The sequence below is a fragment of the Kitasatospora sp. NPDC001132 genome (assembly GCF_053598415.1).
This window is the reverse complement of record NZ_JBSFKF010000004.1, coordinates 1-24,717: the sequence shown is the minus strand read 5'-3', so window position 1 is coordinate 24,717 and position 24,717 is coordinate 1. Positions and strand designations below refer to the sequence as shown.

Below are 24,717 nucleotides of genomic sequence, written 5' to 3'. Positions count from 1 at the left end.
GTGGGCGGTGGGGGTGTTGCCCCGGGGGGGGGTTGTCCGCTTTCACCCCCCCGCGGTCTGCCGGGCCCCTCCCCGGGTGGGGCGGGCCGGGCGCCGGCCCCCCCCCCCCCGCAACAGGGGCAGGCGTCACCGGCCTGTGGCAGCCTGTTCAGGCTTGCCGAAGGCCTGTTCGCGCGATTCGCCTGCACGGAAAGGGCTGACAGCCCGCGAAGGCGGGATCACGGATGTTGCCGAACTTCAGGGTCCCCCGGGTCAGGACAGTGAGAAACCCATCTGGTTCACCACCGGCGTCATCGGCACGTACAGCACCTGCGAGTAGCACTTGGTCGGGTGCGCCGTGGATCCGGCCGGGCAGCCGACCTCGGACCTCGCCGCCACGATCACGCCGCGGGCCTCCATGTCGCCGTTCGGGCCGGACGGGTTCGCCACCGCCGGGCCGCCGCTGTCGCCCTGCGCGGCGATCGCCCGGCGGTCGCCGCCCTTCGACTCGGCGACGTCCACCGGCCTGATCTTCGTGCCCTCGTCGTTCGTCGTCTCCACGTCGACCCGCTTGATCTGCACGTCGCACTTCCACCCCGACTGGGCGCCGCTCAGGCAGACCAGGTCCCCGACGTTGTTCCGCCCGGCCCCGTACGTGTGCCGGGACGAGCCGCCGCTGTCCGACCAGGCGCCGTCGTAGAACCGGCCGCCGCCGCTGCCGTTGACCGCGATCATGCCGACGTCCAGGCCGTCGCCGACCGAGGACAGGTCGCCGATGTAGCCGCCGGTGCCGTTGTAGTACCGGCCGCCGCCGCAGTGCGCGGCGGTCAGTACCACCTTCGTCCCGCCCTTCCAGCCGCTGAACGCCGTCGAGCAGAACGACGCCTTCGCCGTGCTCACCTCGGCCCCCGCGTAGTACGGCGCGCTGTCGGAGTGCCGGCTGCCGGACAGCGCCACCGGGGTTCCCTCGACGCTGGCCGTCACCGGCATCCCGGCGATCTCGGCGGCCCGCGAGGAGTACGCCTGCGCGTCCGCGTCACCACCGGTGAGCCGCTTCGCCGCCGCCGGCGTGTACGTGATCGCGATGGCGGCGCCGTCCTCCTGGGGGCCGATCGACGTCCAGGCGTCGCGGGCCACGGCGGCGGTGAAACGGTCGATCGCGGCGCGCATCTCCGCGCGGGAGTACGGACTCCGGTGGACGTCGACGGTGTAGCCGGGCCGGGCGTTCGCGTCGAGCAGGGAGCGGACCGTGGCCGGGGCCGCGCCCTTCCAGTAGACGTCGGCGTGCTGGTCGGACGCGTCGATCACCGTCCCCGCGTAGCCGGCCGCCGCCGGATCCCCGGACTCCACCCAGTCCTGCACCGGGTCCGTCATGCGGTGGAGCAGCTGCTGGGCGTCCGGATCGCGGAGCACCGGCAGACTCACGGACAGGTACGGCTCCTCCTGCGCCACATCGGCGGCGACCAGGCCGGAGCCGACCACGACAGCCAGGATCACGGGCAGCACGAGGCGGGAGCGGCGCATGAGCGGGTCCTTCCGGTGAGCCGACGGGCCGACACTCAGCGTAGGGACCCGTCGACGGTCCGCCACGGGGGAAAGCCGAACGCCGGGCCGCCAACGGGTGTGCGCGAGGGGCAACGCGCCCCCGGGAGGGGCGGGGCGACCCCCCGGAGGCGGGTGGGGTGCCTGCGTGGGAAGTCGGCCCTGTCGACTTCTCGTGCGGGCGGATAGCATCGGGCCCGTGAACCTGTACTGGCACGTCGTGCTGCCACCGCTCAGCGCCTGATCGGGCGCGCGCTCCGGTGGCTTGATCCCCTGCGACCCCGGCCCGGCCCGATGGCGGCCGCCGCGGGCCGATGGCGTGCGCCCGTTCTCGGAACCCCTCTCCTGACGGTCTTCGACGACGGAAGTTCACGACTGTGCCGAATCGCTTGTCCTCCCCTGCCCGTACCGTTCCCTCCGTTCCCCAGGCCCCCCGCCGCGCCCGCCCCCGCGGTGGCGCGGTGCCGATCCTGATCGCCGCCGTCCTCTGGGGCACCACCGGCACGGCCAGCTCGCTGGCGCCCTCCGGCGCCCCGGCGGCGGGGATCGGCGCCGCCGGGCTGGTGCTCGGCGGACTGCTGCTGTTCCTCACCGACCGCACCGCCCGGGAGCTGCCCCGGGTGTGCGTGCCGCGCGAGCGGTGGCTGCTCGCGGCCGGAGCCGTCGCGGTGGCCGGGTACCCGCTGACCTTCTACCCGGCGGTGAGCCGTACCGGCGTGGCCGTCGCCACCGTGATCGCCCTCGGCAGCGCGCCGGTGTTCACCGGACTGCTCGGCTGGCTCGCCCGGCAGGGCCGGCCCGGCGGGCGGTGGGCCGGGGCCACGGCGCTCGCCGTACTCGGCTGCGCCGTGCTCGTGCTGGGCCCCGAACTCGCCGGAGGCGGCACGGCGGTGGACCCACTGGGCGTGCTGCTGGCGGCGCTCTCGGGGCTCTCGTACGCCGTCTACTCGCTGATCGGCGGACGGCTGATCAACGCCGGGCACCCCTCGGGCGGGGTGATGGGCGCGATGTTCGCCGGCGGGGCGCTGATCGTCCTGCCGGTGCTGCTCACCGGTGACCTGGCGTGGCTCGCCTCGGCGCGCGGAGCGGGCGTGGTGCTGCACCTCGCGGTGGTCACCACCTTCCTCGCGTACTGGCTGTTCGGCCGCGGCCTGCGCCACACCACCGCCCAGACCGCCACCACCCTGACCCTCGCCGAACCGGCCGTCGCCGCCGTCCTCGGCGTGGCCGCCCTCGGCGAGCGCCTCCCCGCCGCCTCCTGGTGCGGCCTCGCCGTCCTGGCCGGCGGCCTGGCCTTCCTCGCCCTCCCCGCCCGCCGCTAACCGCCGGGCTCGCGCGGGAAGTCGGCCGGCCGACTTCCCGCGCGTCGGGGCGAACCGGTTGTCGGCAGCGGCGCCGTCTGCTGGGCTGGCCGGATGGGACACCTGGAAGAGCAGAGCGGACCGGTGGCGTATGACCGCATCGGCGTCGGGTACCGGCGGATCCGGCGGCCGGATCCACGGCTGCACGCGTTGATCGGGTCCGCGCTGCGGGGGGCGCGCACGGTGGTCAACGTCGGTGCGGGGGCGGGGTCGTACGAGCCGGAGGGCGCCGAGGTCACGGCCGTCGATCCGTCGCAGGTCATGCTCGACCAGCACCCCGGGCGGCGGAAGATCAAGGCATCGGCCTCGCAACTCCCCATCACGGACGGGGCGTTCGACGCCGCGATGGCCGTGCTGACCGTCCACCACTGGCCGGACCTGCGGCAGGGGCTCGCCGAGCTGCGGCGGGTCGCGCGGCGGCAGGTGGTGTTCACCTGGGATCCGGCGCACCGGCCGCAACTGTGGCTGCTGGAGGACTACCTGCCGGAGATCCGGGAGCTGGAGGACGGCCGCTTCACCCCGCTCGCCGAGGTGGTGGAGGCCCTGGGCGCCCACACCGTGCTGCCGTTCCCCATCCCGCACGACTTCACCGACGGCTACCAGGCCGCCTACTGGCGGCGGCCCGAGCTCTACCTCGACCGGGCCGTCCGGCAGGCCAGTTCGACCTTCGCGACGCTGCCGCCGGAGGTGGTGGAGCCGGCGGTCGAGCGGCTGCGGGCCGACCTCGCCTTGGGGGAGTGGCACCGGCGGTACGCCGACCTGCTCGACCGGGAGAGCGTGGACTACGGCTACCGCCTGATCATTGCGGGCGAGCGACCGGCCGGATAGCCGGCCCCCGTGCCGCCGCGTGGGCCGCCGTGCGGGCCGCCGCCCGGGCCGGTCAGAGGCCGAAGTGGGCGGCGATGCCGTCGAGGACGCAGTCGAGGCCGGTCTCGAACTGCCAGTCGGGGTCGTCCTTGCGGGTGGCCTCGTGGAGGTAGCGCTGGTAGCGGGGGTAGCGGCCGGTGTTCATCAGCCAGCTCATCCGGGGGGCCAGGCCGGCCCGGGTCTGGTCGCCGTCGGACCAGCCGCGTTCGCGGCGCAGGGTCGCGAGGGTGATTTCGGTGGTGACCGAGCCGTGGACGTAGCCGGTGACGGTGCGGAACACCGCCATGGCGGTGTCGGCGTCCAGGCCGTGCTCGGCGAGGGCGGCGAACGCGTGCTCGGGGACGGCCAGTTGGTTGGGGCTGAGGGAGAACGGGGTGGCCGCCCTGACGGTCCAGGGGTGGGCCAGGTGCATGGCCCGCAGGTGGACGGCCAGGGTGCGCATGGTGTCCCGCCAGCCCTCGGCGGGGGCGTCCAGGGGGAGCCGGCCGTAGGCGAAGTCGACCATCAGCTCGATGAGTTCGTCCTTGCCGGAGACGTACCGGTAGGCGGCCATCGGGGCGACCCCGAGTTCGGCGGCCAGCCGGCGCATGGTGACGGCGTCCAGGCCCTCGGCGTCGGCGATGGCGACCGCGGTCTCGGCGATCCGGTGCGGGGTCAGGGTGGTGCGCGGCGCGGGGGCCGGGCGGGCCAGGCGTTCCCAGAGCGGGACCTGGGTTCTGTCGCTGTCACCACTGGGGGCCTGCTGGGCGGGCATGGGGCGGGCTCCTTCCGGCCGGATTCGTTCTCACCGTAGCACTTCCGGTGTACGGCGTATCCACAGTGGACGGCGTACACATCGATGTGTACGTTGTATCCGACGGATACGCCGGGCCCAGTGCCCATCCCGGAGGGGGATCCCCATGTCCACGGAGCAGAACCTGAAGGTCGCCGTCCTCGTCGGCAGCACCCGCGAGGGCCGTTTCGGTCCGGTGGTCGCCGACTGGCTGCTCGGCCACCTCGAAGCGCGCGGCGACCTGACCGCCGACCTGATCGACCTGGTGGAGACCCCGCTGCCCGTCACCTTCCCGTCCTTCGGTGGTGAACCGGCGCCGGGCGACGCCGAGTTGCTGGCCGCCGTGTCGCCCCGGCTGGAGGCGGCCGACGCGTTCGTGATCGTCACGCCCGAGTACAACCACAGTTTCCCGGCCCCGCTGAAGAACGCCATCGACTGGCACAACTGGCAGTGGCACGGCAAGCCGGTCGGCTTCGTCTCGTACGGCGGCCTGTCCGGCGGCCTTCGTGCGGTCGAGCAACTCCGCGTGGTGATGGCCGAGTTGAACGCGGCGACGATCCGCAACACGGTCAGCTTCCACGGCGCCGCGCAGTGCTTCGACGCCGACGGCAGGGCGGTCGACCCGGCCGCCGACGCGGCCGCCAAGACCATGCTCGACCAACTCACCTGGTGGGCCCAGGCGTTGCGGGACGCCCGCCGGGCCCGCCCGTTCACGGCCTGAGCCGGGGGAGTCCTGAGCCGGGGGAGTCCCGAGCCGGGGAAAGGCCGGGGAAGCGCGAAGGCCCCCGGGTGGAGGGGAACTCCGCCCGGGGGCCGTCAGACCGCCGCGATCAGCACTCGATGACGTTCACGGCGAGGCCGCCGCGCGAGGTCTCCTTGTACTTGATCTTCATGTCGGCGCCGGTCTCCTTCATCGTCTTGATCGCCTTGTCCAGCGAGACGTGGTGCCGCCCGTCGCCGCGCAGCGCCATCCGGGCCGCGGTGACGGCCTTGACCGAGGCCATGCCGTTGCGCTCGATGCAGGGGATCTGGACCAGGCCGCCGACCGGGTCGCAGGTGAGGCCGAGGTTGTGCTCGATGCCGATCTCGGCGGCGTTCTCGACCTGCTCGGGGGTGCCGCCGAGGACCTCGGCGAGGCCGCCCGCGGCCATCGAGCAGGCGGAGCCGACCTCGCCTTGGCAGCCGACCTCGGCGCCGGAGATGGAGGCGTTCTCCTTGAAGAGCATGCCGATGGCGCCGGCCGCGAGGAGGAAGCGGACGATGCCGTCCTCGTCGGCGCCCGGGATGAAGTTCAGGTAGTAGTGCAGGACGGCCGGGATGATCCCGGCGGCACCGTTGGTCGGCGCGGTGACCACCCGGCGGCCGGAGGCGTTCTCCTCGTTGACCGCCATCGCGTAGAGGGTCACCCACTCCATCGCGTTGGCCGGCCCGATGCCCTCGGCGCGCAGCGTCCGCGCCGCGGCGGCCGCCCGGCGGCGGACCTTCAGGCCGCCCGGCAGGATGCCCTCGCGGGTCATGCCGGCCCGCACGCACTCCTGCATCACGGACCAGATCTCCAGCAGCCCGGTGCGGATCTCCTCCTCGCTGCGCCAGGCCTTCTCGTTCTCCAGCATCAGGCCGGAGATGGACAGGCCGGTCTCCCGGGTGAGGCGCAGCAGCTCCTCACCGGTGCGGAAGGGGTAGCGCAGCGCGGTGTCGTCGGGCTTGACCCGGTCCGCGCCGATGGCGTCCTCGTCCACCACGAAGCCGCCGCCGACCGAGTAGTAGGTCTTCTCCAGCAGGGTCGAGCCGTCCGCCGCGTACGCCCACAGGGTCATGCCGTTGGCGTGGTACGGCAGCGAGCGGCGGCGGTGCAGGACCAGCTGGGTGTCCGGGTCGAAGTCGATGGTGTGCTCGCCGAGCAGGCTGATCCGCTTCTCGGCGATGATCCGCTCGACGTCCTTGTCGGCCTGGTCGACGTCGACGGTGCGGGGCGAGGCGTTCTCCAGGCCCAGCAGGACGGCCTTCGGGGTGCCGTGGCCGTGGCCGGTGGCGCCGAGCGAGCCGTACAGTTCGGCGCGCACGCCGGTGACCCCGTCCAGCAGGCCTTCGGAGCGCAGTCGGCGGGCGAACATCCGGGCGGCGCGCATCGGGCCCACGGTGTGGGAGCTCGACGGGCCGATGCCGATGGAGAAGAGGTCGAAGACGCTGATGGCCACGGGGGACGTCCTTGTCTGGTCTCGTGGAAGGACTTGCAGGCAGGGGAGGGCTGACACGGGACGGGGCACCGCACGCACTGTCCAGTGTGCGCGGTGCCCCGGGGTCCCCAGGTACGCCGGCGGGGTGAGGCCGGTCACCTGATCCTGAGCCCGACCGGGCCCCGGAAGGACTACTCCTGGTTGGCCAGGTTGGGGTACAGCGGGTACTTGTCGGCCAGGGCGGTGACCCGGGCCTTGAGGGCGGCGGCGACGGTCTCGTCGAAGGCGGGCTTGAGCGCCTCGGCGATGATGTCGGCGACCTCGCGGAAGTCCTCGGCCTGGAAGCCGCGGGTGGCCAGGGCCGGGGTGCCGATGCGCAGGCCCGAGGTGACCATCGGCGGGCGCGGGTCGTTCGGGATCGCGTTGCGGTTGACGGTGATGCCGACCTCGTGCAGCCGGTCCTCGGCCTGCTGGCCGTCGAGCTGGCTGTTGCGCAGGTCGACCAGGACCAGGTGGACGTCGGTGCCGCCGGACAGCACGCTGGCGCCGGCCTCGGCCACGTCGGCCTGGAGCAGGCGCTCGGCGAGGATGCGGGCGCCGTCCAGGGTGCGCTGCTGGCGCTCCTTGAACTCCTCCGAGGCCGCGATCTTGAAGGCGACCGCCTTGCCGGCGATCACGTGCTCCAGCGGGCCGCCCTGCTGGCCGGGGAAGACCGCGGAGTTGATCTTCTTGGCGAGCTCGGCCTTGGACAGGATGACGCCGCCGCGCGGGCCGCCCAGGGTCTTGTGGGTGGTGGTGGTGACCACGTCCGCGTACGGCACCGGGTTCGGGTGCAGCCCGGCGGCCACCAGGCCGGCGAAGTGCGCCATGTCCACCATGAGCAGCGCGCCGACCTCGTCGGCGATCCGGCGGAACGCGGCGAAGTCGAGCTGGCGCGGGTAGGCCGACCAGCCGGCGATGATCAGCTTCGGCTGGTGCTCCTTGGCGAGGCGCTCGACCTCGGCCATGTCGACCTGGCCGGTCTTCTCGTCCACGTGGTACGCGGCCACGTTGTAGAGCTTGCCGGAGAAGTTGATCTTCATGCCGTGGGTCAGGTGGCCACCGTGGGCCAGGCTCAGGCCCAGGATGGTGTCGCCCGGCTGGATCAGCGCGAACATCGCGGCGGCGTTGGCCTGCGCGCCCGAGTGCGGCTGGACGTTGGCGTGCTCGGCGCCGAACAGGGCCTTGATGCGGTCGATCGCGATCTGCTCGACCACGTCGACGTGCTCGCAGCCGCCGTAGTAGCGGCGGCCGGGGTAGCCCTCCGCGTACTTGTTGGTGAGGACCGAACCCTGCGCCTCCATGACCGCCACCGGGGCGAAGTTCTCGGAGGCGATCATCTCCAGGGTGGTCTGCTGGCGGTGCAGCTCGGCGTCGACCGCGGCGGCGATCTCCGGGTCGAGGGCGTGCAGGGACTGGTTGAGAACCGTCATGGTGTGGTCTTCCCGGTGGAGGAGAGCGGAGGGACGGTGGGGGCGGGCCGGCGAGCGGCCCGCCCGGTCACGGGCTGGTCAGCCGCCGATGAAGGCGGTGTACTCGTCCGCGCTGAGCAGCGTGTCGGTGGCCTCGACGCGCACCTTGAACAGCCAGGCGCTCCCGAACGGGTCCGCGTTCACGGAGGCCGGGTCGTCGATGACGTCCTGGTTGATCTCGGTGACCTCGCCGGTCGCCGGGGAGAACAGGTCGCTGACCGACTTGGTGGACTCCAGCTCGCCGCAGGTCTCACCGGCGGTCACGGTGTCGCCGACCGCGGGCAGCTGCACGTAGACGATGTCACCGAGCGCGGTGGCGGCGTGCTCGGTGATGCCGACCGTGGAGACACCGTCCTCGGCGGCCGTCAGCCACTCGTGCTCCTTGGTGTACTGCAGGTGCTGGGGGTTGCTCATGGCGTCATTCTCCAGGATGGGAAGCGGGCACGACGAAGCGGGCCGCCGCGCGGACGGCTGCGACGTGCGTGTATGGGAAAAACGGGGGCGGGACGAAGGCTCAGCGGGCGCGCTTGTAGAACGGCAGCGCCACGACCTGGACGGGCTCGTGCTTGCCGCGGACGTCCACCGCGACGGTGGTGCCGGGCTCCGCGTGGGCGGCGTCGACGTAGGCCATCGCGATCGGCCGGCCGAGCGTCGGGGACGGCGCGCCGGAGGTGATCCGGCCGATCGGCTCGCCCTCGGTGGAGACCACGGTGTACTCGGCGCGCGGCACCCGCTTGCCCTCGGAGACCAGGCCGACCAGCTTCTTCGGCGGGTTGGTCTCGGCCGCGGCGGCGGCCTGCTCCAGCGCCTTGCGGCCGATGAAGGCGCCCTCGTTGGTGGTCTTGTCGAAGCGGACGACCCGGCCCAGGCCGGCGTCGAACGGGGTCAGGTCGGTGGACAGCTCGTGCCCGTACAGCGGCATGCCGGCCTCCAGGCGCAGCGTGTCGCGGCAGGACAGGCCGCACGGGATCAGGCCGTGGCCCTCGCCGGCGGCGGTCAGCGCCTGCCAGACGGGCTCGGCGTCGACCGGGTGGCAGAAGATCTCGAAGCCGTCCTCGCCGGTGTAGCCGGTGCGGGCGAGCAGCACGTCGCGGCCGGCCACCTGGGCCGGGAGGATCGCGTAGTACTTCAGGCCGGGCAGGTCGGCGTCGGTGGTCTTCGCCAGGATGCCGGTGGCCTCCGGGCCCTGGACGGCGATCAGAGCGTAGGTGTCGCGGTCGTCGGTGACGACGGCGTCGAAGCCCTTGGCGCGGGCGATCAGCTCGTCGAGGACCAGCTGGGCGTTCGAGGCGTTGGCGACGACCAGGAAGGCGTCCTCGCGCAGGCGGTAGACGATCAGGTCGTCCAGGATGCCGCCGTCCTCGGCGCAGATCATGGTGTAGCGGGCGCGCAGCACGCCGAGCGCGGAGACGAAGCCGACCAGCGCGTGGTCCAGCATCTCGCCGGCCTGCGGGCCGGTGACGGTGATCTCGCCCATGTGCGAGAGGTCGAACAGGCCGGCCTTGGTGCGGACGGCGAGGTGCTCCTCGCGCTCGCTGCCGTAGCGCAGCGGCATGTCCCAGCCGGCGAAGTCGGTCATGGTCGCGCCGAGGGCGCGGTGCAGCGCGTCGAGCGCGGTCAGGCGGAGGGACGACATGGCCAGGAACTCCTCGGTCGGGGCACTCAGGGGTGCACGCACCGGATCGGACCCGCTCGGGGGCCGACCCTGCGCGCGGGCATGCGGCGGCGTGGGTCTCCCCATCTGTCGTCGAACCTGAGAGCTTCACCGCCCCGCCGCCCGCAGCCGTTTCCAGCTTGGGGGACAGCATGGCGGCTTGCACCGTGGGTGGGCGTACGACAGGGCCGTGCGCCGCTTTCCAGATGTGCCTAACCCGTGCGGTAGGGGTGCCTGAGAGATTCCGGGGAGGACTTGCTCCTTCGGCGCCGGCTGTGCCTGAGCGGCACTCCGGGCTCTCCCGCGCGGGTTCGAGCGGCCGGTGTGGAGTTGTAGGGGCCCGCGGCGCATGCCGTCGGACGGGCACATCATGGCACGTCCCGGGCGACGAGGGGAGGGGGGACCCGGTCACACCGCGCGGTATCCGGACACGGGCCCCGGACGGCACCCGGACGCGAGGCCGGGCCGGGCCCCGGACGGCACCCGAACACGAGCCCTAAAGAGGAAGGCCCCGGGGCCCTAGACTGCTGCGCGTCGGCGCAGCAGTGGGCGGCCGACCGGCAGAGGGCGGAATCGGCGGCGCATGGGGTACCCGGTGGAGCAGCAGCAGGGGTGGGGCGGACCGGAGGAGGCGCCGGCGGGCGGCTCCTGGCCGGCCAACGAGCTGGAGCAGGTGCTGACCGCGGCCCTGGGGGACCCGGGCGCGACGCCGCGGGTGATCGAGGTGCTGGCGCGCAGCCAGGTGTGGGTGCCGCTGCCGGCCGGGGCCGACCCGCAGGGGCAGTCGCTGGACCTGCCGACCATCGAGCTGGGCGGCGACCCGTACGTGCCGGTGTTCTCCTCGCAGGAGGTGTTCCTCCAGCAGGCGCCGGGGATGGCCTTCGCGATCGCACCGGTGTGGGAGTTCGCCCGCGGGCTGCCGCTGGGCCTGGGCATCGCGGTGAACCCGGAGGCGGCGGTGGGCATCCCGGTGCCGCCGCAGGGGGTCGCCGAGCTGCGCCGCGGTCCGCGCGCGGACCGCTGGGAGGGCGCCGGCGACGCGTCGGAGCCGACCGGCGGGCGGGTGGCGCTGCGCGAGCCGGTGCCGGGCGAGGACCCGGAGCACTTCCTGGCCGCCTGCCGGAGCGAACTGTCGGCGCTGCCCGGGGTGCTGACCGCCCGCAGGGCGCTGGCCAGCATCGAGGGCGAGCCGACCGTGATGTTCGTGGGCGTCCAGCTGGACCCGGCGGCACCGGCCGATCCGGCCGCGGTGAACGAGGCACTCGGGCGAGCCCTGGGAACCGCGCCGCTGCCCGGCGGCGTCCACCTCGTACTGCTCGACCTCGCCGACGACCCGGTGGTCGAGTGGCTGCTCACCCGGGTGCAGCCGTTCTACGCGCGGGTCTGAGCGGGGTCCGTATCAAAGGCACGTCGCCGTGGCGGTGGCCGGTGCCGCGCCATAGGGTGCGTGCAGACGGCCGACGGGTCGGCGGGTTGAGGGAAAGAGGCGCGGCGAGGTGGGCGCATGAGTGCGGGAACGGGAGCGGGCGGTGTGCCGGGGCCCTGGGGCCAGGCACCGGCCGGGCGCCCGGGAGCTGATCCCGGCGCGTTGGAGCGCGCCCTGCGCGATGTCGCGCCGGAGCGCTACGACGCGTACGAGCGGCTGCTGCACGCGCTGGCGGACGGCCAGGTCTGGATGCTGCTGTGGCACGGCACGCCGGGCAGCCCGGACGCCCAGTACGGGAACATGGAGATCAGCGGCCACGGCTACGCGCCGGCCGTCACCTCGTCCGAGCAGCTGACCGCCTCCGGCTGGGCGCGGGCCCACGAGGTGGTCTCGGGCCGGGAGATCGCGGCCTCGCTGTACCGCACCCGCTGGGGCCTGTGGCTCAACCCGCACGCGCCCGGCGGCGGCGTCGGGGTGCCCTGGGCGGACCTCCGGCGGATCGCCGCGGGCCTGGACCGGCTGCCGGCGGGACCGTTGAAGCTGAGCGAGCCGCAGCTGAACGCCCAGCCGTTCTTCGCACTGCTGGAGCGGCAGGCCGTCGAGGTGCGTCCGGTGCGGGCGCTGCGCCGGGCCTGGGTGCAGCCCGCGGTGGGGGAGCCGTACCTGGCCATCGGCCTTGACCTGTACGAGAGTTCGCCGCCGGCCGTGGAGGCGGTGCGGGCGCTGATGCAGCGCGCGATCGCGGTGGCCCCCGAGGGGCTCGCGGTGTCCACGGTGGCGATGTCGGATGAGTACGACCCGGTGGCGCTGTGGATGCGCGCCAACGCGCGGCCGTTCTTCGACCGGGAGGCGGGGCGCCCGCCGACCGGCCCGTACCCGCCGGTGCCCCCGCCGCCGTACCCCGGGCAGTCGATGCCGGGTTACGCGTACGGCACCCAGCCGCCGGCCCAGGGCTGGCAGCAGCAGCCGCAGCGGCCGTGGCCCGGCTACCCCGGGCACTGATCCCAAAACCCGTTCCGCGAAGCCGACTTGATTGTCCATCAAGTCGGCTTCGATGCTTTCCGGACGAATTTCCGGATGTGTGCTCAGATCATCTTGACATGGCAGTAACAGCTATGTGAAGAGGTATATGCCGAAGATCGGGGAAGTGCATGTGCGCAGATCACAGTTGGGCATCTGTCGGTTGGCAGGGCTGGCGCAAGTCAGTTCGGATGGCAGAGAGTTCTGCGCAACGCACCGCGCGTGCTGGAACCCCACAAAGGTGAGCGCGCACGCCGACAGCCCCGCCCACGCGACGCCCATCCCGCGTGGTGGCAGTGCCCGTGCACCACGCGCTGCCGTCAAGACCGCTCCTCCACAGCACTTCCGCACGTCCGCAGCCGCACCGCCGAAGCCGGCGACCGGCACCCGTGGGCCGGCCACCGTCGGCGAGGGGACCAACTGACCATGACCGCATCCGTGACCACCGCCGGGAACGAACCGGAGGCACCAGCCGCCGAGAGCCCGGCCAAGAAGATCGAGGGCCGCTCCCTCGGCCAGATCGCCTGGACCCGCTTCAAGCGGGACAAGGCCGCCGTCGCCGGCGGCGTCGTGGTGATCCTGCTGATCCTGCTCGCCCTGCTGGCGAAGCCGATCGAGTCGTTGTTCGGGCTCGACCCGGACGCCCTCCACCAGGACCTGCTGGACGCCGACCTCGGTGGCCTGCCGTTCGGCGACTGGGGCGGCATGAGCGCGGACCACCCGCTCGGCATCGACCCGCTGCAGGGCCGTGACCTGCTCACCCGCGTCATCGAGGGCTCCTGGGTCTCCCTGCTGGTCGCCTTCGGCGCGACCGTCCTGTCCAACACCATCGGCACCGTGCTCGGCATCATGGCCGGCTACTACGGCGGTTGGGTCGACACCGTGATCAGCCGGGTGATGGACGTCTTCCTGGCGTTCCCGCTGCTGCTGTTCGCCATCGCGATCTCGACCTCGCTCCAGGGCGGTGCGTTCGGCCTGCACGGCCTGCCGCTGCACATCCTGGTGCTGATCTTCGTGATCGGCTTCTTCAACTGGCCCTACATGGGCCGGATCGTGCGCGGCCAGACGCTCTCGCTGCGCGAGCGCGAGTTCGTCCACGCGGCCCGCAGTCTGGGTGCCCGCGGCCCGTTCATCCTGTTCAAGGAACTGTTGCCCAACCTGGTCGGTCCGATCCTGGTCTACTCGACCCTGCTGATCCCGACCAACATCCTCTTCGAGGCCGGGCTGAGCTTCCTCGGCGTCGGCATCCAGCCCCCGCAGGCCTCCTGGGGCGGGATGCTCCAGGACGCGATCCGGTACTACCAGGTGGACCCCCAGTACATGGTGGTCCCCGGCCTGGCGATCTTCGTCACCGTGCTCGCCTTCAACCTGCTCGGCGACGGCCTGCGCGACGCCCTCGATCCCAAGAGCAACTGACCGGGCGTCATCGAACACCGCTGACTGATCGAATGATTCCACGTCAGGACCTTCCACCGCCTCCACATCCCCAAGGGGTTGATCTCACCCATGCGTAGGTCCCGTACCGTCGCCCTGACCGCGGCGGCTGCCGCCGCGGTCCTGGTCGTGACCGGTTGCACCAGCTCGTCGAAGAGCGGCGGCTCCTCCTCGGCCTCCGGCTCCGCCGGGGGCGGCGCCAACGCGGCCACCAAGAGCATCGTCAACGCCTCGGACAAGAAGGGCGGGACGGTGACCTTCGAGATGAAGGGCACCCCGGACTCGCTCGACCCGGGCAACACGTACTACGCGTACATCTACAACTTCTCGCGCCTGTACGCCCGTTCGCTGACCACCTTCAACCCGGCGCCGGGCGAGGAGGGCAACAAGATCGTCCCGGACCTGGCCGAGTCGGAGGGCAAGCCGAGCGCGGACGGCCTGACCTGGACGTACAAGCTGCGTGCGGGCCTGAAGTACGACGACGGCACCCCGATCACCTCGAAGGACGTCAAGTACGCCGTCGAGCGCTCCAACTTCACGGACGTGCTCACCAACGGCCCGACGTACTTCCGCAACCTGCTGGTGGACAACCCGACGCCGTACCAGGGTCCGTTCAAGGACAAGGAGGGCGGCCTCGACTCGATCCAGACGCCCGACGACCTCACCATCGTCTTCCACCTCCAGCACCCGTTCGCGGACTTCGACTACCTGGTCGCCACGCCGCAGACCGCTCCGGTCCCGCAGGCGAAGGACACCGGCGCCGACTACGTCAAGCACATCGTGTCCTCGGGCTCCTACAAGTTCGAGTCCTACGAGGACGGCAAGCAGGCCGTCCTGGTGCCGAACCCGACCTGGGACAAGAGCACCGACCCGATCCGCAAGCAGCTCGGCGACAAGATCGTGCTCCGGTTCAACATCGACCAGGCCACCATCGACAAGGACCTGCTGGCCGGCAACGCCCAGGTCGACCTCGGCGGCACCGGTGTCGACCCGCAGACCCAGGCGCAGATCCTCCAGGACCCGAAGCTCAAGGCCAACACCGACAACGCCTACGGCGGCCGGCTGGTCTACCTGGCGATGAACTCCAAGCTCGCGCCGTTCGACAACATCGAGTGCCGCAAGGCCGTCCAGTACGCGATCGACAAGGTCTCGGTGCAGACCGCCGTCGGCGGCCCGATCCGCGGCCAGATCGCCAACACCGTCCTCCCGCCGGACATCCCGGGCCACCAGGACTTCAACACCTGGGAGACCAAGGACAACAAGGGCGACGAGGCCAAGGCCAAGAGCGCCCTGAAGGCCTGCGGCAAGGAGGGCGGCTTCAACACCGTCATCTCGGCCCGCACCGAGCGCTCCACCGAGATCGCCGCCGCGACCTCGATCCAGGCCGCGCTGAAGAAGATCGGCATCAACGCCGAGATCCAGCAGTACCCGTCGTCCAAGTACCTGACCGACAACGCCGGTTCGCCGAAGTTCGCGGCGGAGCACAACATCGGCCTGATGATGATGCAGTGGGGCGCCGACTGGCCGACCGGCTACGGCTTCCTCCAGCAGATCGTCGACGGCCGCGCGGTCAAGGACACCGGCAACAACAACCTGGCCCAGCTGGACGACCCGGCGGTCAACAAGCTGATCGACGACGTCGCCGTCAACCCGGACAAGGCGGCCCGCGAGAAGATCTACGCGGACATCGACAAGAAGGTCATGGACCAGGCGGTCTACGTCCCGCTGACCTACTTCAAGGTCTTCCTGTACCGCCCGTCCAACGCCACCAACCTGGCCTCCACGTCGGCGTACTCGGGTCAGTACGACTACCTGAACATCGGCACCACCAAGTAAGAGCCTGGCTCCGCATCCCTGAAGGCAGGTGAAGGCAGCGGCGCCCGCCGCCGTCCGGAAGATCCCGGACGGCGGCGGGCCGCCGGAGCCGCCCAACTGTGTTTGCCTACATCATCCGCAGGATCCTCGCGGCCCTGGTGCTGCTGCTGGTCGTCAGCGCCGTCACCTTCGCGATCTTCTTCCTGCTCCCGCGCATCGCCGGTGAGACGGCCGACCAACTGGCCGCCCAGTTCATCGGGAAGAGCCCGTCCCCCGAGACGATCGCGGCGGTCAAGCAGAACCTCGGCCTCGACCAGCCGCTGTACGCCCAGTACTGGAAGTTCCTCAAGGGCCTGGTCGCCGGCGCCGAGTACAACTTCGGGCCGGAACCGGCCACCTGCCACGTGCCCTGCTTCGGCTACTCCTTCAAGAACCACCTCGAAGTCTGGCCCGAGCTGTCCAAGCGGATCCCGACGACCATCTCGCTCGCCGCCGGCGCGGCCGTGCTCTGGCTGGTCTCCGGCGTCGCCACCGGCGTCGTCTCCGCCCTCAAGCCGAAGTCGATCTTCGACCGGCTCTCCATGGGCATCGCGCTCGCCGGCGTCTCGCTGCCGGTCTTCTTCACCGGCGCGCTGCTGCTCACGCTGTTCAGCTACGAGTGGCCGATCCTGGACAACCTGCAGTACGTGGACTTCACGGACAACCCGCTGATGTGGGCCCGCAACCTGATCCTGCCGTGGATCTCGCTGGCCTTCCTCTACTCCGCGCTCTACGCCCGGCTCACCCGCGCCGGGATGCTGGAGACGATGAGCGAGGACTACATCCGCACCGCCCGGGCCAAGGGCCTGGCCGAGAGCAAGGTCGTCGCCCGGCACGGGCTGCGCGCCGCGCTCACCCCGATCGTCACGATCTTCGGCATGGACCTCGGGCTGCTGCTCGGCGGCGCGCTGATCACCGAGCAGGTCTTCTCGCTCCAGGGCGTCGGCCAGTTCGCCGTCCAGGCGATCACCGACAACGACCTGCCCAAGATCCTCGGCGTCACCCTGCTCGCCGCCTTCTTCATCGTCGTCTGCAACCTCGTGGTCGACCTCCTGTACGCCCTCGTCGACCCCCGGGTGAGGCTCTCGTGACCGACCTCCAGAAGACCCCGGCGGACGCCGCGCAGAGCCCGTCCGGCGACCCCTTCCTCTCCGTGCGCGACCTGCGGATCCACTTCGACACCGACGACGGCCTGGTCCGCTCGGTGGACGGGGTCAGCTTCGACCTGCACAAGGGGCGCACCCTCGGCATCGTCGGCGAGTCCGGCTCCGGCAAGTCCGTCACCTCGCTGGGCATCATGGGCCTGCACCGCTCCAAGCGGGCCCGGATCAGCGGCGAGATCCGGCTGAACGGCGAGGACCTGATCGCGGCCGGCCCGGACCGGGTGCGCCAACTGCGCGGCCGCGAACTGGCGATGATCTTCCAGGACCCGCTGACCGCGATGCACCCCTACTACACGGTGGGGCAGCAGATCGTCGAGGCCTACCGGGTGCACCACCCCCAGGCCTCCAGGAAGCAGGCCCGGGCCCGCGCCGTCGAGATGCTCGACCGGGTCGGCATCCCGCAGCCCGACCGCCGGGTGGACGACTACCCGCACCAGTTCTCCGGCGGCATGCGCCAGCGCGCGATGATCGCCATGGCGCTGGTCAACGACCCCTCGCTGCTGATCGCCGACGAGCCCACCACGGCCCTGGACGTCACCGTCCAGGCGCAGATCCTGGACCTCATCCGCGACCTCCAGGAGGAGTTCGGCTCCGCCGTCATCATCATCACCCACGACCTCGGGGTGGTCGCCGAACTGGCCGACGACGTCCTGGTCATGTACGGCGGCAAGTGCGTCGAGCGCGGACCGGCCGAGACCCTCTTCGACGCGCCCGAACACCCCTACACCTGGGGCCTGCTGGGCTCGATGCCGCGACTGGACCGGGAGCTCCAGGACCGGCTGGTGCCGGTCAAGGGCACCCCGCCCAGCCTGATCAACGTGCCGTCCGGCTGCGCGTTCCACCCGCGCTGCCCGTACGCCGCCCTGACCGACGGGCGCTCCACGAGCGAGACCCCGGTGCTGGCCGAGGCCGCGCCCGGGCACTTCGCGGCCTGCCACCTGGCGGCCGGCGAGCGGCACCGCATCTTCGCCGAAGAGATCGCGCCCCGGCTGTGAGCCCGGCCTCGTACCACCTTTCTGGAGAGAACCGATGACGGACACTCAGGCGGCTTCGATCCCGTCGCCGGCCCCCGCCCCCGGCCGCGAGCCGCTGCTGAAGGTGGCCGGTCTGACCCGGCACTTCCCGATCCGCAGCGGACTGATGCGGCGCCAGACCGGCGCGGTGCGGGCCGTCGACGGCATCGACTTCACGGTCAACGCCGGCGAGACCCTGGGTGTCGTGGGCGAGTCCGGCTGCGGCAAGTCGACCATGGGCCGACTCGTCACCCGGCTCGACGAACCGACCGGCGGGACCATCGAGTTCGAGGGCACCGACATCACCCACCTGAGCGTCGGGGCGATGCGGCCGCTGCGCCGCGACATCCAGATGATCTTCCAGGACCCGTACTCCTCGCTGAACCCGCGGCACACCGTCGGCACCATCGTCGGCGCGCCGTTCAGGCTCCAGGACGCGGTGCCGGAGGGCGGCCTCAAGAAGGCCGTCCAGGAGCTGCTGGAGCTGTGCGGGCTCAGCCCCGAGCACTACAACCGCTACCCGCACGAGTTCTCCGGCGGCCAGCGCCAGCGCATCGGCATCGCCCGGGCGCTCGCGCTGAAGCCGAAGATGATCGTCGCGGACGAGCCGGTCTCCGCGCTGGACGTCTCGATCCAGGCACAGGTGGTCAACCTGCTGGACGACCTCCAGGAGGAGCTCGGGCTGACCTACCTGATCATCGCGCACGACCTCTCGGTGGTCCGGCACGTCTCGGACCGGGTCGCGGTGATGTACCTCGGCAAGATCGTGGAGATCGCCGACCGGGACTCGCTCTACCGCAGCCCGAAGCACCCGTACACCACCGCGCTGATGTCCGCCGTGCCCGTCCCCGACCCGCGCCGCCGCCAGCGCGCGGGCCGCGAGCGCATCCTGCTCAAGGGCGACGTCCCCTCGCCGATCAACCCGCCCAGCGGCTGCCGCTTCCGCACCCGGTGCTGGAAGGCGCAGGACGTGTGCGCGAGCCAGGAGCCGCCGCTGGTGACGCTCGGGACCGGGCACCAGGTGGCGTGCCACTTCCCCGAGCGCAGCGAGGGGAACGACTAGCACAGCCCGGAGAACGCCCCGGCCGACGCCACGGCCTGAGGCCTTCGACGCGAAGAGGCCGCCCACCCGGGACTCCGGGGCGGGCGGCCTCCTCGTCGAGACGGCCGTATCCGGATCATGAGCGTTTTCCGGAGCACTCCGGGACATCGGGTACACATGGACGGTGACATCCCAGCTCTTCCCGTCCGACGTGCAGCAGTCGCTGGACCTCGTCGGCATATTCGTCTTCGCCCTCTCCGGGGGCCTGCTCGCCGTCCGCAAGAACATGGACATCTTCGGGATCTGTGTGCTGGCCGAGGCCACGGCCCTCGGCGGCGGGGTGATGCGCGACCTGGTCATCGGGGCCACCCCGGTCGCCGCGTTCACCAACCTCGGCTACTTCCTGACCCCGCTCGCCGCCGGGCTGGTGGTGTTCTTCCTGCACCCGGAGGTCGAGCGGATCAACCGGGCCGTGCAGACCCTGGACGCGCTCGGGCTCGGGCTGTTCTGCGTGACCGGCACCGCCAAGGCGCACGACTTCGGCCTCGGCGCGGTCGCGGCGATCGCGCTCGGCATGGTGACCGCCGCCGGTGGTGGCGTGATCCGCGACGTGCTGGCCGGGGAGATCCCCTCGCTGCTGCGCTGGGACCGCGAGATCTACGCCGTCCCGGCCCTGGTCGGCGCCACCGTGGTCGCGCTGCTGATCGGCGCGAACCGGCTCACCGGCGTGACCGGCACCGCGGCCGCGCTCACCGCCTTCGGGCTGCGGATGCTCGCGCTGAAGTACGGCTGGCGTGCCCCGCGGGCCTGGCACCGCAACGGTTCTCGCACCAGCGAGGAGTAGGCGAGCCGCCGTACGCGAGCGAGATCGCCTCGGCGGTGCAGAGCAGTTCCGGCACCATCCGGGCCAGTTCGGCCGGCGGCACCTCGCTCGCCGGGGCGCTCAGCGCGCAGGCCGCCACCGTCCGCCCGCCGCTGCCCGCGACCGGCGCGGCCACGCAGGTCACCGGCTCCCGGTGCTCCCAGGACTCGGCCGCCCAGCCCCGGCGGCGCACCGCCGCCAGCTCGGGCTCCTCGCGCTCGCCGTCCGCGGCCAGCCCGGCGAGCAGCACCCGGCCGACCGCCGTCCCGTCGACCGGGGCCCGGCGCCCGATCCGGGACGGCTCCGCACCCGGCGGCCCGGCCACCTCGTCCAGGTAGAGCACCTCGCCGTCGTGCAGCACGGCCAGCCGGACGGTGTAGCCGCAGCGGGCGTTGAGCGCGGCCAGGTACGGCGCGGCGACCTGCCGGACGTCGAAGTCCTCCAGCGCGCGGTGGGCCAGCGAGAGCACCCGGCCGCCGATCCGGTAGCGCAGGTCCGGCTGGCGGCGGGCGAAGCCGTGCTCCTCCAGGGTGCGCAGCAGCCGCAGGGCGGTGGACTTGTGCACCCCGAGGCTGCTGGCGGCCTGCTCCAGCGAGAGCGGCGCGTCGCCGAGTGCGTCGAGCAGGGTCAGCGCGCGGTCGACCGACTGCGACATGGCGTTCCCCGTGGATCCGGCTGACTGGTGGCGTCAGGCTAACCGCTGGGTGGCGCAGTGGTGCAAACCAGTGCCGGACGCGGCCGTCCGGCAGCGGTGCGCCGGCCGTCCGGTAGTGGTGCGCCGGCCGTCCGGTAGTGGTGCGCCGGCCGTCCGGTAGTAGCGGTGCGCCGACCCCGGCCCGGGGCGTGCGCGGCCGTTGGCCTGATCGGTCCGTAGGGCTGGAGGAGCGCGCGACGGGGCGCTCTACAATCGGATGGTTATGCCATACCTGGACCATGCGGCGACCACGCCGATGCTGCCCGAGGCGATCGCCGCGATGACGGCGCACCTGGGGGTGGTCGGCAACGCCTCGGCCCTGCACGCCGCCGGCCGCCGGGCCCGCCGGGTGGTCGAGGAGTCCCGAGAATCGCTGGCCGACTCGCTGGGCGCCCGCCCCAGCGAGATCGTGTTCACCGGCGGCGGCACCGAGTCCGACAACCTGGCGGTCAAGGGCCTGTACTGGGCCCGCCGGGACGCCGACCCGGCCCGAACCCGGGTGCTGTGCAGCCCGGTCGAGCACCACGCGGTGCTGGACGCGGTGCACTGGCTCTCCGAGCACGAGGGCGCCGACGTCGAGTACCTGCCGGTGGACGAGTACGGGCGGGTGCACCCCGAGGCGCTGCGCGAGGCGATCGAACGGGACCCGGCCGCCGTGGCGCTGGTCACCGTGATGTGGGCCAACAACGAGGTCGGCACCGTCCAGCCGGTCCGCGAACTGACCGCAGTGGCGGCCGAGCACGGCATCCCGGTGCACGCCGACGCGGTGCAGGCGCTCGGTCAGGTCCCGGTCTCCTTCGCCGAGTCCGGCCTCACCGCGCTCACCGTCACCGGGCACAAGATCGGCGGCCCGTTTGGCATCGGCGCGCTGCTGCTCTCCCGGGGCGCCTCACCCGTACCGCTGCTGCACGGTGGCGGGCAGGAGCGCGACGTGCGCTCCGGCACCCTGGACGCCCCCGGCGCGGCCGGCTTCGCGGCCGCCGCGGCGCTCGCCGTGGAGCGGCGGGCCGAGCACGCCGTCACGCTGGGCGCGCTGCGCGACGAGCTGGTGGCCTCGGTGCTGGCCGCCGTCCCGGACGCGATCCTCAACGGCGACCCGACGGCCGAGGGCCGGCTGCCCGCCAACGCGCACTTCTCCTTCCCCGGCTGCGAGGGCGACGCGCTGCTGATGCTGCTGGACGCCCAGGGCATCGAGTGCTCCACCGGCTCGGCGTGCTCGGCCGGGGTGCCGCAGCCCAGCCACGTGCTGCTCGCCATGGGCGTCGACCCGCTGCTGGCGCGCGCCTCGCTGCGGTTCTCGCTCGGGCACACCTCGGTGCGCGAGGACGTCACGGCGCTGGCGCAGGCCATCGGGCCCGCCGTGCAGCGGGCGCGCAACGCGGGGCTGGCCTCGGTCCGGCGGTAGGGCATGTACGGGAGCCCCGTACGCTTGTAGTCACCATGACTGACTTCCCTGGGGCCCCGACCACTCCGTCCACCGGCCGCCTGCGGGTGCTCGCGGCGATGTCCGGCGGAGTCGACTCCGCCGTCGCCGCCGCCCGCGCCGTCGAAGCCGGGCACGAGGTGACCGGCGTCCACCTGGCGCTCTCCGCCAACCCGCAGTCCTTCCGGACCGGCGCCCGCGGCTGCTGCACCATCGAGGACTCCCGGGACGCCTGGCGGGCGGCCGACGTGATCGGCATCCCCTTCTACGTCTGGGACCTCGCCGAGCGCTTCCGCGAGGACGTGATCGACGACTTCGTCGCCGAGTACGCGGCCGGGCGCACCCCCAACCCGTGCCTGCGCTGCAACGAGAAGATCAAGTTCGCGGCGCTGCTGGACAAGGCGATCGCGCTGGGCTTCGACGCCGTCTGCACCGGCCACTACGCCCGGATCGTCGACCTGCCCGACGGCTCGCGCGAACTGCACCGCGCCGTCGACGCCGCCAAGGACCAGTCCTATGTGCTCGGCGTCCTCGACGCCGACCAGCTCGCCCACTCGCTCTTCCCGCTCGGTGACACCACCAAGGAGGAGATCCGGGCGGAGGCCGAGCGCCGGGGCCTGGCCGTCGCCAAGAAGCCCGACAGCCACGACATCTGCTTCATCGCCGACGGCGACACCCAGGGCTTCCTGGCCAAGCACCTCGGCACCGCGACCGGCGACATCCTCGACGTCGACGGCACCAAGCTCGGCGAGCACGACGGCGCGTACGGCTTCACCATCGGCCAGCGCAAGGGCCTGCGGATCGGCCGCCCGGCGGCCGACGGCAAGCCGCGCTACGTGCTGGACATCTCCCCGGTCAACAACACCGTGACCGTCGGCCCGGTCGAGGGACTCGACGTCACCGCGTTGACGGCCATCCGCCCCCGCTGGTGCGGCACCGAGCCCCTGGCCGACGGCCGCTACACCGCCCAGCTGCGGGCCCACGGCGAGGAGGTGCCGGTGAGCGCCTCGGTGGTCGACGGCGAGCTGCGGGTCCGGCTGGACACCCCGGTGCGGGGCATCGCCCCCGGCCAGGCCGTGGTGCTGTACGACGGCACCCGCGTCGTCGGCTCCGCCACCATCGCCACGACGGAGCGCCCGGCCGTCACCGCCTGAGCGGGAGCACCTGGGCGGGCCGGTCCAGCCAGGCCCACTGCGCTTCCTCGGTGACGGTCAGCCCGAAGCGCTCGGGGCCGGGGCAGCCGCGCTCCTCCCACCAGCGGTGGGCGGCCTCGACCTCGTCCCAGAGGCGGCGGGGGCCGTACTGCCAGACGGTGGGGTGGTCGCCGTCGGTGTCGACGGCGGCCCAGGAGCGGGTGTCGGTGGTCGCGACCCAGAGCCGCTCGTCGTCCCAGGCGGTCCAGGCGTCGCCGAGGTGCAGGCCGAGGGCGAACCTGGCCTCCCAGTTGTCGCCGGTGATGCTCCACGGGGACAGGGAGGTCTGGGATTCCTCCGGAACGTGGTCGTCACGGACGATGTCGCGGAAGATCCGCAGGTCCTGCCGCTGGCCGCGCATGAGCATGAAGGCGGAGTGCGGGCTGAACCGGCCGAGGGCCCGGCCGGGTTCGACGGTGAGCTTGAGCAGGCCCCAGCAGAGCATGGGGTTGTCCCAGGGTGTGAGGACGGTGCCGCCGGGGCGGGTCTGCTCGATCCAGGCCCACGGGACGCGGCGGACGGAGCAGGTGGAGACGATCCGGTCGTACGGCTGGCGAAGGGGCCAGCCGTCGGCGCCGTCCCCGCAGACCACTTCGACGTTGAGGCCCGATGCGTTGAGGGACGCCCAGGCCGTGCGGGCGATGCCGGAGTCGACCTCGACGGAGGCGACGTGGCCGGCGCCGAGGTGGTGGGCCAGGAGAGCGGCGTTCCAGCCGGTGCCGGTGCCGATCTCCAGGACGTTCATGCCGGGGCGGACGTCGAGGTCGCGGAGCATGCGGACGACGATGGAGGGGGCGGAGGCGGCGGAGGACGGCCAGGCGTCGGCGGGGTCGGGGGGTGCGGTGCCGTCGTTGACCTGGGTGACGATCGGGACGTCGGCGTAGGCCGCCTCGAACCAGCGGTCGTGGTCGGTGGAGAGGTCGCAGGGCTCGTAGTCGCCTTGGGGGTTCTGCAGCCAGATGCGGTGGGGGAGGAAGTGGTGGCGGGGGACGGCCGTGACGGCCGCCTGCCACTCGCGGGGGACCGGGCCGTCGAGGGAAGCCTCGACGGCCCGGAGCAGCGCGCTGTTCGCGGCCTGCTCCGGTCGATGCGTCACTTGTTGTTCTCGCCCTTCTTCTGGTGCTTCGGCTCAGGGGAGGGGCGGGCGCTGTCGGGGGAGGGCTTGGTGGTGCCCGGATCCTTCTTGCCGCCGTGCTTGCCGTCGCTGGGCTTGTCGGTTCCCCACGTCATGGGTGCTCCTTGGTGGTTGGTGGTTGGTGGTCGGTGGCTACCGGTCCGGCGGCCGGGGCGTGGGCGGGTGCGGCGGGTTGGGCGGCGGGGGAGGCTTGGGTTCGTGCCAGGGCATGGCGGTGCTCCTTCGCGTGGGGAGAGGTGGGTCGGTGTTCCCGCCCGCGCCGCCGGCCCGGCGGCGCGGGCGGGGGTCAGTGGGGCGTGGAGAGGTCGGCGTGAACGACCTTGCCGAAGGGGAGGGGCGTGACACCCCACCGGCCACGGGTGAGGCGGTCAACCATCGCGAGCCCCCGCCCGGACGTGGCCCCGGGCCCGGCCTTGACCAGCACCGGCATTGCGCGGGAGCCGTCCCCGACGAGGATGCGGAGCGTGTGGGAGGCGGGGCGGCGCACGGCAATGACCATGCAATGCCACGAAGTTAAGGACTGGGCGGCGGTGTCAAGGGTGCGCGAGATAAGGGAAGTGCCTCTGCTATTCAGGGGATCGACCAAGATCTTCCT

At 72.3% G+C, this 24,717-nt stretch carries 22 protein-coding genes and 1 riboswitch; of the genes, 13 read left to right on the top strand and 9 right to left on the bottom strand.

All coding sequences use genetic code 11. From position 1 onward, the window contains the following. Positions 1–252: 252 nt before the first annotated feature. Positions 253–1,503, bottom strand: a complete 1,251-nt coding sequence (locus ACWDBE_RS07025) for a hypothetical protein (protein ID WP_449791741.1) — start codon at positions 1,501–1,503, stop codon at positions 253–255. Between the two features lie 479 nt (positions 1,504–1,982). On the opposite strand from ACWDBE_RS07025, the gene ACWDBE_RS07020 reads away from it, so the two are divergent. Together ACWDBE_RS07020 and ACWDBE_RS07015 are read left to right on the top strand one after the other, a co-directional pair. Then, a complete protein-coding gene (locus tag ACWDBE_RS07020) occupies positions 1,983–2,843 on the top strand; it encodes a DMT family transporter (RefSeq protein ID WP_449791742.1) in 861 nt (286 codons plus the stop codon). Positions 2,844–2,936: 93 nt separating this feature from the next. After that, positions 2,937–3,710, top strand: coding sequence for a class I SAM-dependent methyltransferase (locus ACWDBE_RS07015; RefSeq protein ID WP_449807429.1), 774 nt, complete (start codon positions 2,937–2,939; stop codon positions 3,708–3,710). A gap of 52 nt (positions 3,711–3,762) precedes the next feature. Here the strand turns inward: ACWDBE_RS07015 and ACWDBE_RS07010 are convergent, their stop codons facing one another. Next, the gene (locus ACWDBE_RS07010; RefSeq protein WP_449807428.1) at positions 3,763–4,503 is read right to left on the bottom strand and encodes a TetR/AcrR family transcriptional regulator; all 741 of its coding nucleotides are present in this window, start codon (positions 4,501–4,503) and stop codon (positions 3,763–3,765) included. Between the two features lie 145 nt (positions 4,504–4,648). On the opposite strand from ACWDBE_RS07010, the gene ACWDBE_RS07005 reads away from it, so the two are divergent. Then, on the top strand, positions 4,649–5,242 hold the full coding sequence (locus ACWDBE_RS07005; RefSeq protein WP_449807427.1) for an NADPH-dependent FMN reductase: 594 nt from the start codon (positions 4,649–4,651) through the stop codon (positions 5,240–5,242). A gap of 109 nt (positions 5,243–5,351) precedes the next feature. Here the strand turns inward: ACWDBE_RS07005 and ACWDBE_RS07000 are convergent, their stop codons facing one another. The 4 genes from ACWDBE_RS07000 to gcvT all read right to left on the bottom strand — a co-directional run bounded on the left by ACWDBE_RS07000 (position 5,352) and on the right by gcvT (position 9,845). Continuing rightward, complete coding sequence (locus ACWDBE_RS07000; protein WP_449791746.1) at positions 5,352–6,719, bottom strand: L-serine ammonia-lyase; 1,368 nt, start codon at positions 6,717–6,719, stop codon at positions 5,352–5,354. A 170-nt stretch (positions 6,720–6,889) separates the two neighbouring features. After that, the gene (gene glyA / locus ACWDBE_RS06995; RefSeq protein WP_449791747.1) at positions 6,890–8,170 is read right to left on the bottom strand and encodes a serine hydroxymethyltransferase; all 1,281 of its coding nucleotides are present in this window, start codon (positions 8,168–8,170) and stop codon (positions 6,890–6,892) included. 78 nt (positions 8,171–8,248) lie between these two features. After that, positions 8,249–8,623: a glycine cleavage system protein GcvH gene (gene gcvH, locus ACWDBE_RS06990; RefSeq protein WP_449791748.1), complete on the bottom strand. Its 375-nt coding sequence runs from the start codon at positions 8,621–8,623 to the stop codon at positions 8,249–8,251. 100 nt (positions 8,624–8,723) lie between these two features. Continuing rightward, positions 8,724–9,845, bottom strand: a complete 1,122-nt coding sequence (gcvT, locus tag ACWDBE_RS06985; protein ID WP_449791749.1) for a glycine cleavage system aminomethyltransferase GcvT — start codon at positions 9,843–9,845, stop codon at positions 8,724–8,726. A 230-nt stretch (positions 9,846–10,075) separates the two neighbouring features. Further along, positions 10,076–10,177: riboswitch (glycine riboswitch) on the bottom strand. 269 nt (positions 10,178–10,446) lie between these two features. On the opposite strand from gcvT, the gene ACWDBE_RS06980 reads away from it, so the two are divergent. The 8 genes from ACWDBE_RS06980 (at position 10,447) to ACWDBE_RS06945 (ending at position 19,659) form a co-directional block, all read left to right on the top strand. Then, complete coding sequence (locus tag ACWDBE_RS06980; protein WP_449807426.1) at positions 10,447–11,250, top strand: enhanced serine sensitivity protein SseB C-terminal domain-containing protein; 804 nt, start codon at positions 10,447–10,449, stop codon at positions 11,248–11,250. Positions 11,251–11,367: 117 nt separating this feature from the next. Continuing rightward, positions 11,368–12,291, top strand: coding sequence for an enhanced serine sensitivity protein SseB C-terminal domain-containing protein (locus ACWDBE_RS06975; protein WP_449791751.1), 924 nt, complete (start codon positions 11,368–11,370; stop codon positions 12,289–12,291). Positions 12,292–12,735: 444 nt separating this feature from the next. Beyond that, positions 12,736–13,725 carry an ABC transporter permease gene (locus ACWDBE_RS06970; protein WP_449791752.1) on the top strand — a complete coding sequence of 330 codons (990 nt, stop codon included), beginning with the start codon at positions 12,736–12,738 and terminating at the stop codon, positions 13,723–13,725. A gap of 90 nt (positions 13,726–13,815) precedes the next feature. Beyond that, the gene (locus ACWDBE_RS06965) at positions 13,816–15,579 is read left to right on the top strand and encodes an ABC transporter substrate-binding protein (RefSeq protein WP_449791753.1); all 1,764 of its coding nucleotides are present in this window, start codon (positions 13,816–13,818) and stop codon (positions 15,577–15,579) included. A 98-nt stretch (positions 15,580–15,677) separates the two neighbouring features. Continuing rightward, on the top strand, positions 15,678–16,688 hold the full coding sequence (locus ACWDBE_RS06960) for an ABC transporter permease (RefSeq protein WP_449791754.1): 1,011 nt from the start codon (positions 15,678–15,680) through the stop codon (positions 16,686–16,688). Continuing rightward, complete coding sequence (locus ACWDBE_RS06955) at positions 16,685–17,755, top strand: ABC transporter ATP-binding protein (RefSeq protein WP_449791755.1); 1,071 nt, start codon at positions 16,685–16,687, stop codon at positions 17,753–17,755. Before ACWDBE_RS06960 ends, ACWDBE_RS06955 begins: the two co-directional genes overlap by 4 nt. 34 nt (positions 17,756–17,789) lie before the next feature. Beyond that, complete coding sequence (locus tag ACWDBE_RS06950; protein WP_449791756.1) at positions 17,790–18,836, top strand: ABC transporter ATP-binding protein; 1,047 nt, start codon at positions 17,790–17,792, stop codon at positions 18,834–18,836. A 163-nt stretch (positions 18,837–18,999) separates the two neighbouring features. After that, the gene (locus ACWDBE_RS06945) at positions 19,000–19,659 is read left to right on the top strand and encodes a trimeric intracellular cation channel family protein (protein WP_449791757.1); all 660 of its coding nucleotides are present in this window, start codon (positions 19,000–19,002) and stop codon (positions 19,657–19,659) included. On the opposite strand, the gene ACWDBE_RS06940 is transcribed toward ACWDBE_RS06945, so the two are convergent. Beyond that, positions 19,565–20,332, bottom strand: a complete 768-nt coding sequence (locus ACWDBE_RS06940; protein ID WP_449807425.1) for an IclR family transcriptional regulator — start codon at positions 20,330–20,332, stop codon at positions 19,565–19,567. The genes ACWDBE_RS06945 and ACWDBE_RS06940 overlap by 95 nt on opposite strands. Positions 20,333–20,594: 262 nt before the next feature. Between ACWDBE_RS06940 and ACWDBE_RS06935 the strand changes: the two genes are divergently transcribed. Continuing rightward, a complete protein-coding gene (locus ACWDBE_RS06935; RefSeq protein WP_449807424.1) occupies positions 20,595–21,776 on the top strand; it encodes a cysteine desulfurase family protein in 1,182 nt (393 codons plus the stop codon). 35 nt (positions 21,777–21,811) lie between these two features. Next, positions 21,812–22,948 carry a tRNA 2-thiouridine(34) synthase MnmA gene (gene mnmA / locus ACWDBE_RS06930; protein ID WP_449807423.1) on the top strand — a complete coding sequence of 379 codons (1,137 nt, stop codon included), beginning with the start codon at positions 21,812–21,814 and terminating at the stop codon, positions 22,946–22,948. Here the strand turns inward: mnmA and ACWDBE_RS06925 are convergent. Then, on the bottom strand, positions 22,938–24,083 hold the full coding sequence (locus tag ACWDBE_RS06925) for a methyltransferase domain-containing protein (RefSeq protein WP_449791761.1): 1,146 nt from the start codon (positions 24,081–24,083) through the stop codon (positions 22,938–22,940). The genes mnmA and ACWDBE_RS06925 overlap by 11 nt on opposite strands. Continuing rightward, on the bottom strand, positions 24,080–24,217 hold the full coding sequence (locus tag ACWDBE_RS06920) for a hypothetical protein (RefSeq protein WP_449791762.1): 138 nt from the start codon (positions 24,215–24,217) through the stop codon (positions 24,080–24,082). The genes ACWDBE_RS06925 and ACWDBE_RS06920 overlap by 4 nt, the downstream gene beginning before the upstream one ends. Positions 24,218–24,717: the final 500 nt, after the last annotated feature.

Excerpts from the sequence above, each read along its gene's own strand:
- ACWDBE_RS07025 (WP_449791741.1), bottom strand. The coding sequence starts at position 1,503 with ATGCGCCGCTCCCGCCTCGTGCTGCCCGTGATCCTGGCTGTCGTGGTC.
- ACWDBE_RS07015 (WP_449807429.1), top strand. The coding sequence starts at position 2,937 with ATGGGACACCTGGAAGAGCAGAGCGGACCGGTGGCGTATGACCGCATC.
- ACWDBE_RS07010 (WP_449807428.1), bottom strand. The coding sequence starts at position 4,503 with ATGCCCGCCCAGCAGGCCCCCAGTGGTGACAGCGACAGAACCCAGGTC.
- ACWDBE_RS07005 (WP_449807427.1), top strand. The coding sequence starts at position 4,649 with ATGTCCACGGAGCAGAACCTGAAGGTCGCCGTCCTCGTCGGCAGCACC.
- glyA (WP_449791747.1), bottom strand. The coding sequence starts at position 8,170 with ATGACGGTTCTCAACCAGTCCCTGCACGCCCTCGACCCGGAGATCGCC.
- gcvH (WP_449791748.1), bottom strand. The coding sequence starts at position 8,623 with ATGAGCAACCCCCAGCACCTGCAGTACACCAAGGAGCACGAGTGGCTG.
- gcvT (WP_449791749.1), bottom strand. The coding sequence starts at position 9,845 with ATGTCGTCCCTCCGCCTGACCGCGCTCGACGCGCTGCACCGCGCCCTC.
- ACWDBE_RS06980 (WP_449807426.1), top strand. The coding sequence starts at position 10,447 with ATGGGGTACCCGGTGGAGCAGCAGCAGGGGTGGGGCGGACCGGAGGAG.
- ACWDBE_RS06975 (WP_449791751.1), top strand. The coding sequence starts at position 11,368 with ATGAGTGCGGGAACGGGAGCGGGCGGTGTGCCGGGGCCCTGGGGCCAG.
- ACWDBE_RS06970 (WP_449791752.1), top strand. The coding sequence starts at position 12,736 with ATGACCGCATCCGTGACCACCGCCGGGAACGAACCGGAGGCACCAGCC.
- ACWDBE_RS06965 (WP_449791753.1), top strand. The coding sequence starts at position 13,816 with ATGCGTAGGTCCCGTACCGTCGCCCTGACCGCGGCGGCTGCCGCCGCG.
- ACWDBE_RS06950 (WP_449791756.1), top strand. The coding sequence starts at position 17,790 with ATGACGGACACTCAGGCGGCTTCGATCCCGTCGCCGGCCCCCGCCCCC.
- ACWDBE_RS06940 (WP_449807425.1), bottom strand. The coding sequence starts at position 20,332 with ATGTCGCAGTCGGTCGACCGCGCGCTGACCCTGCTCGACGCACTCGGC.
- ACWDBE_RS06935 (WP_449807424.1), top strand. The coding sequence starts at position 20,595 with ATGCCATACCTGGACCATGCGGCGACCACGCCGATGCTGCCCGAGGCG.
- mnmA (WP_449807423.1), top strand. The coding sequence starts at position 21,812 with ATGACTGACTTCCCTGGGGCCCCGACCACTCCGTCCACCGGCCGCCTG.
- ACWDBE_RS06920 (WP_449791762.1), bottom strand. The coding sequence starts at position 24,217 with ATGACGTGGGGAACCGACAAGCCCAGCGACGGCAAGCACGGCGGCAAG.